Raw genomic sequence first — 2,524 nt, 5'->3', positions numbered from 1 at the left:
CGGCTAACGGAGGCACGCTTTTTCTGGACGAAATTGCTGAGTTGCCCATGTTGATGCAGGTCAAGTTGCTGCGTGCCATTCAGGAGCGGGTGATCAGGCCGCTGGGTGGAGCGCGCGAAATTTCTTTGGATCTGCGGTTTATTTCGGCGACGCATCGCGACCTTGGCGCGATGGTGGAGGCTGGGAGCTTTCGTCAAGACCTTCTATATCGGCTGAATGTGGTGCAGTTACACATGCCGCCATTACGGCAACGACTGGAAGATGTTCCCCAGCTGGTTGAGGCGATTCTTCAGCGCATCAATGGGCCAGGAGATCATGGTCAAGCCGTTTTGGCGGAAGATGTGCTGGAAAAGCTGCAGGAGTATGATTTTCCGGGTAATGTGCGCGAACTGGAGAATTTGCTGGAGCGTAGTCTGGTATTTCCGGACAAGAATATTCTTGAAAATGGAAATCACGTTGCTCCGAACCAAAATGCGGACCGATGTTTTTCTCCTGTTGCCCCGAAAACAGAATCCGGGGTTGCCCGTACCCTGGATAGTGCCGAAGCCGATTTGCTCCGATCCGTGCTTGCAGAGTTTTCGGGAGACCCGGTGGCAGCGGCGACACGACTGGGTATTTGTCCACAATCTTTTGCACTCAGATTGACCCGTGCCGTGACTGGGAGGGGGAGGTGACGCCACTTTTTCCCGTTGCCGAATACGTATTTGTGGGACTGTTCGGGTTGCTGATTGGCAGTTTTCTTAATGTGGTCGTGCACCGCGTTCCTCGCCGGGAATCAATCATTCGGCCTTCTTCCCACTGCCCACAGTGTGGGCATGTGCTCCGCGCCTGGGAGAATATTCCGGTGCTGAGCTGGTTATTGCTGCGCGGTCGCTGTCACGCTTGTGGTAGTTCCATCTCCTGGCGCTATCCGGCCTTGGAGTTGTTAACGGCGATATTCAGCGTAGTGGTTGCCTGGCAATGGGGATTCCGTTGGTCATTAATTCCTGCACTGCTTTTCACCTGGGCTTTGTTGGCGCTTACCCTGATTGATCTGGAAACTCAATTGCTCCCGGACCGCATTACCAAACCGGGTATGCTCCTCGGCCTGCTCATCAATGCTTCCGCTTTTTTGGGGTCGGGACTGGCCCTGACCACGCCATTGAATGCCCTCCTCGGTATTGTTCTGGGATACGGCAGCTTATGGTTGCTGGCGACCGTGTATTTGAAAATGACCGGACGGCATGGCATGGGTGGTGGTGACCTCAAGCTACTGGGTTTAATCGGAGCCTGGCTGGGTTGGCAGGCAGTATTTCTGACACTATTCATAGCGGCAATAAGCGGAGGGCTGGTAGCCATTGTTTTCCTGCTGGGCGGGAAAGGGCGGGACTATGCCATTCCCTTCGGTCCCTATCTGGCTCTGGGAGGATGGCTCATGCTGCTCTGGCCTGAGGAGATTGTGCATGCATATCTGCATTTGCTGGGAGCCTGATCCATCATGCGCATAGGACTGACCGGCGGAGTTGCCAGCGGTAAAAGTACTGTGGCGGAGATGTTGGGGGCCTTGGGTGCGCATATTCTGGATGCGGATCTCATGGCCCGTGAGCTGGTTGAGCCGGGCCAGCCGGCCTACGCGGAGATTGTCCGGCACTGGGGGCCGCAATATTTGCTGGCGGATGGTCGTTTGGATCGGTCTTTGTTGCGGGAGCGGATTTTCAGTGATCCGGCCGCCAAAAAATGGCTGGAGTCCCTGTTGCATCCCCAGATTCGCCAACTTTTTCTGGACCGCAGTCAAAGTCTGCAAAAGGACCAGCCCGAAGCGGCCATCGTCTGGGTAGTGCCGCTTCTTGTCGAAAACCATTATCAGGCGCTGCTGGATCAGGTTCTGGTTATTGATTGCCCAAGTTCTTTGCAAATTGAACGATTACAGTCGCGTCCCGGCTGGTCCAACACGCAAATTGAGGCTGTTCTGGCGGCGCAACTTCCGCGTGCCGAGCGCAATGCCGCTGCCGATTACGTCATTAACAATGAAAAAGACGTGCAGGCTTTGCATGAAGCCGTTTTGGTTTACTGGGACACAGTTCATAAAGCCCGTGGATTTGCCTAGAAAAATTGCCTGTGGCAACCTGTCAGGCAATGCCCGAAAATGGTGCATTAATTGCTGTCACTATGAACGGTTTTTACGGATAAAAAAGGACAGGCATGGCAGTTTATGAGCATCCCCTCCACGAGCGCGCCCGATTGCTGTTGCGCATGGAGAGCGTTTTTGCGCAGGTGCAGCGCATTCATGAGGGAGATTTGCGTCAGGCATTGCGTTCGTATAATGAACTGCTGGATTTTTGCAGTCGACCTGAGTTGCGCCTGGATTTGATTCTGGAACTGGAGCGACTTGGGCAAAGCCTCAGTATCTGGTCCCAAAGTCCCGAGGTGGATGAGCGGCCCCTACAGGCCTGGCAGTTTCGCATCAATCAGCAACTCAAATTACTGCGCGAACATCGGGAAGCTTTTGGAGAGTTATTACGACATCAGGAAATCATTCAGCTGG

Annotated in this window: 4 protein-coding genes; all 4 read left to right on the top strand. The window is 54.1% G+C overall.

The features are described from left to right. Positions 1-674 (top strand): sigma 54-interacting transcriptional regulator (locus tag AC2VLY_RS15610; protein WP_486892205.1); only part of this gene is annotated, 674 nt, incomplete at its 5' end. Further along, a complete protein-coding gene (locus AC2VLY_RS15605; RefSeq protein ID WP_193649729.1) occupies positions 671-1,471 on the top strand; it encodes a prepilin peptidase in 801 nt (266 codons plus the stop codon). The genes AC2VLY_RS15610 and AC2VLY_RS15605, both read left to right, overlap by 4 nt. A 6-nt stretch (positions 1,472-1,477) precedes the next feature. Beyond that, positions 1,478-2,086, top strand: a complete 609-nt coding sequence (coaE, locus tag AC2VLY_RS15600; RefSeq protein WP_193649730.1) for a dephospho-CoA kinase — start codon at positions 1,478-1,480, stop codon at positions 2,084-2,086. A 95-nt stretch (positions 2,087-2,181) separates the two neighbouring features. Further along, a partial coding sequence (gene zapD / locus AC2VLY_RS15595; RefSeq protein WP_486892204.1) for a cell division protein ZapD occupies positions 2,182-2,524 on the top strand: 343 nt, incomplete at its 3' end.

Source organism: Acidithiobacillus sp. TH-A36 (assembly GCF_057473445.1).
This window is presented reverse-complemented; position numbering and strand designations above follow the sequence as displayed.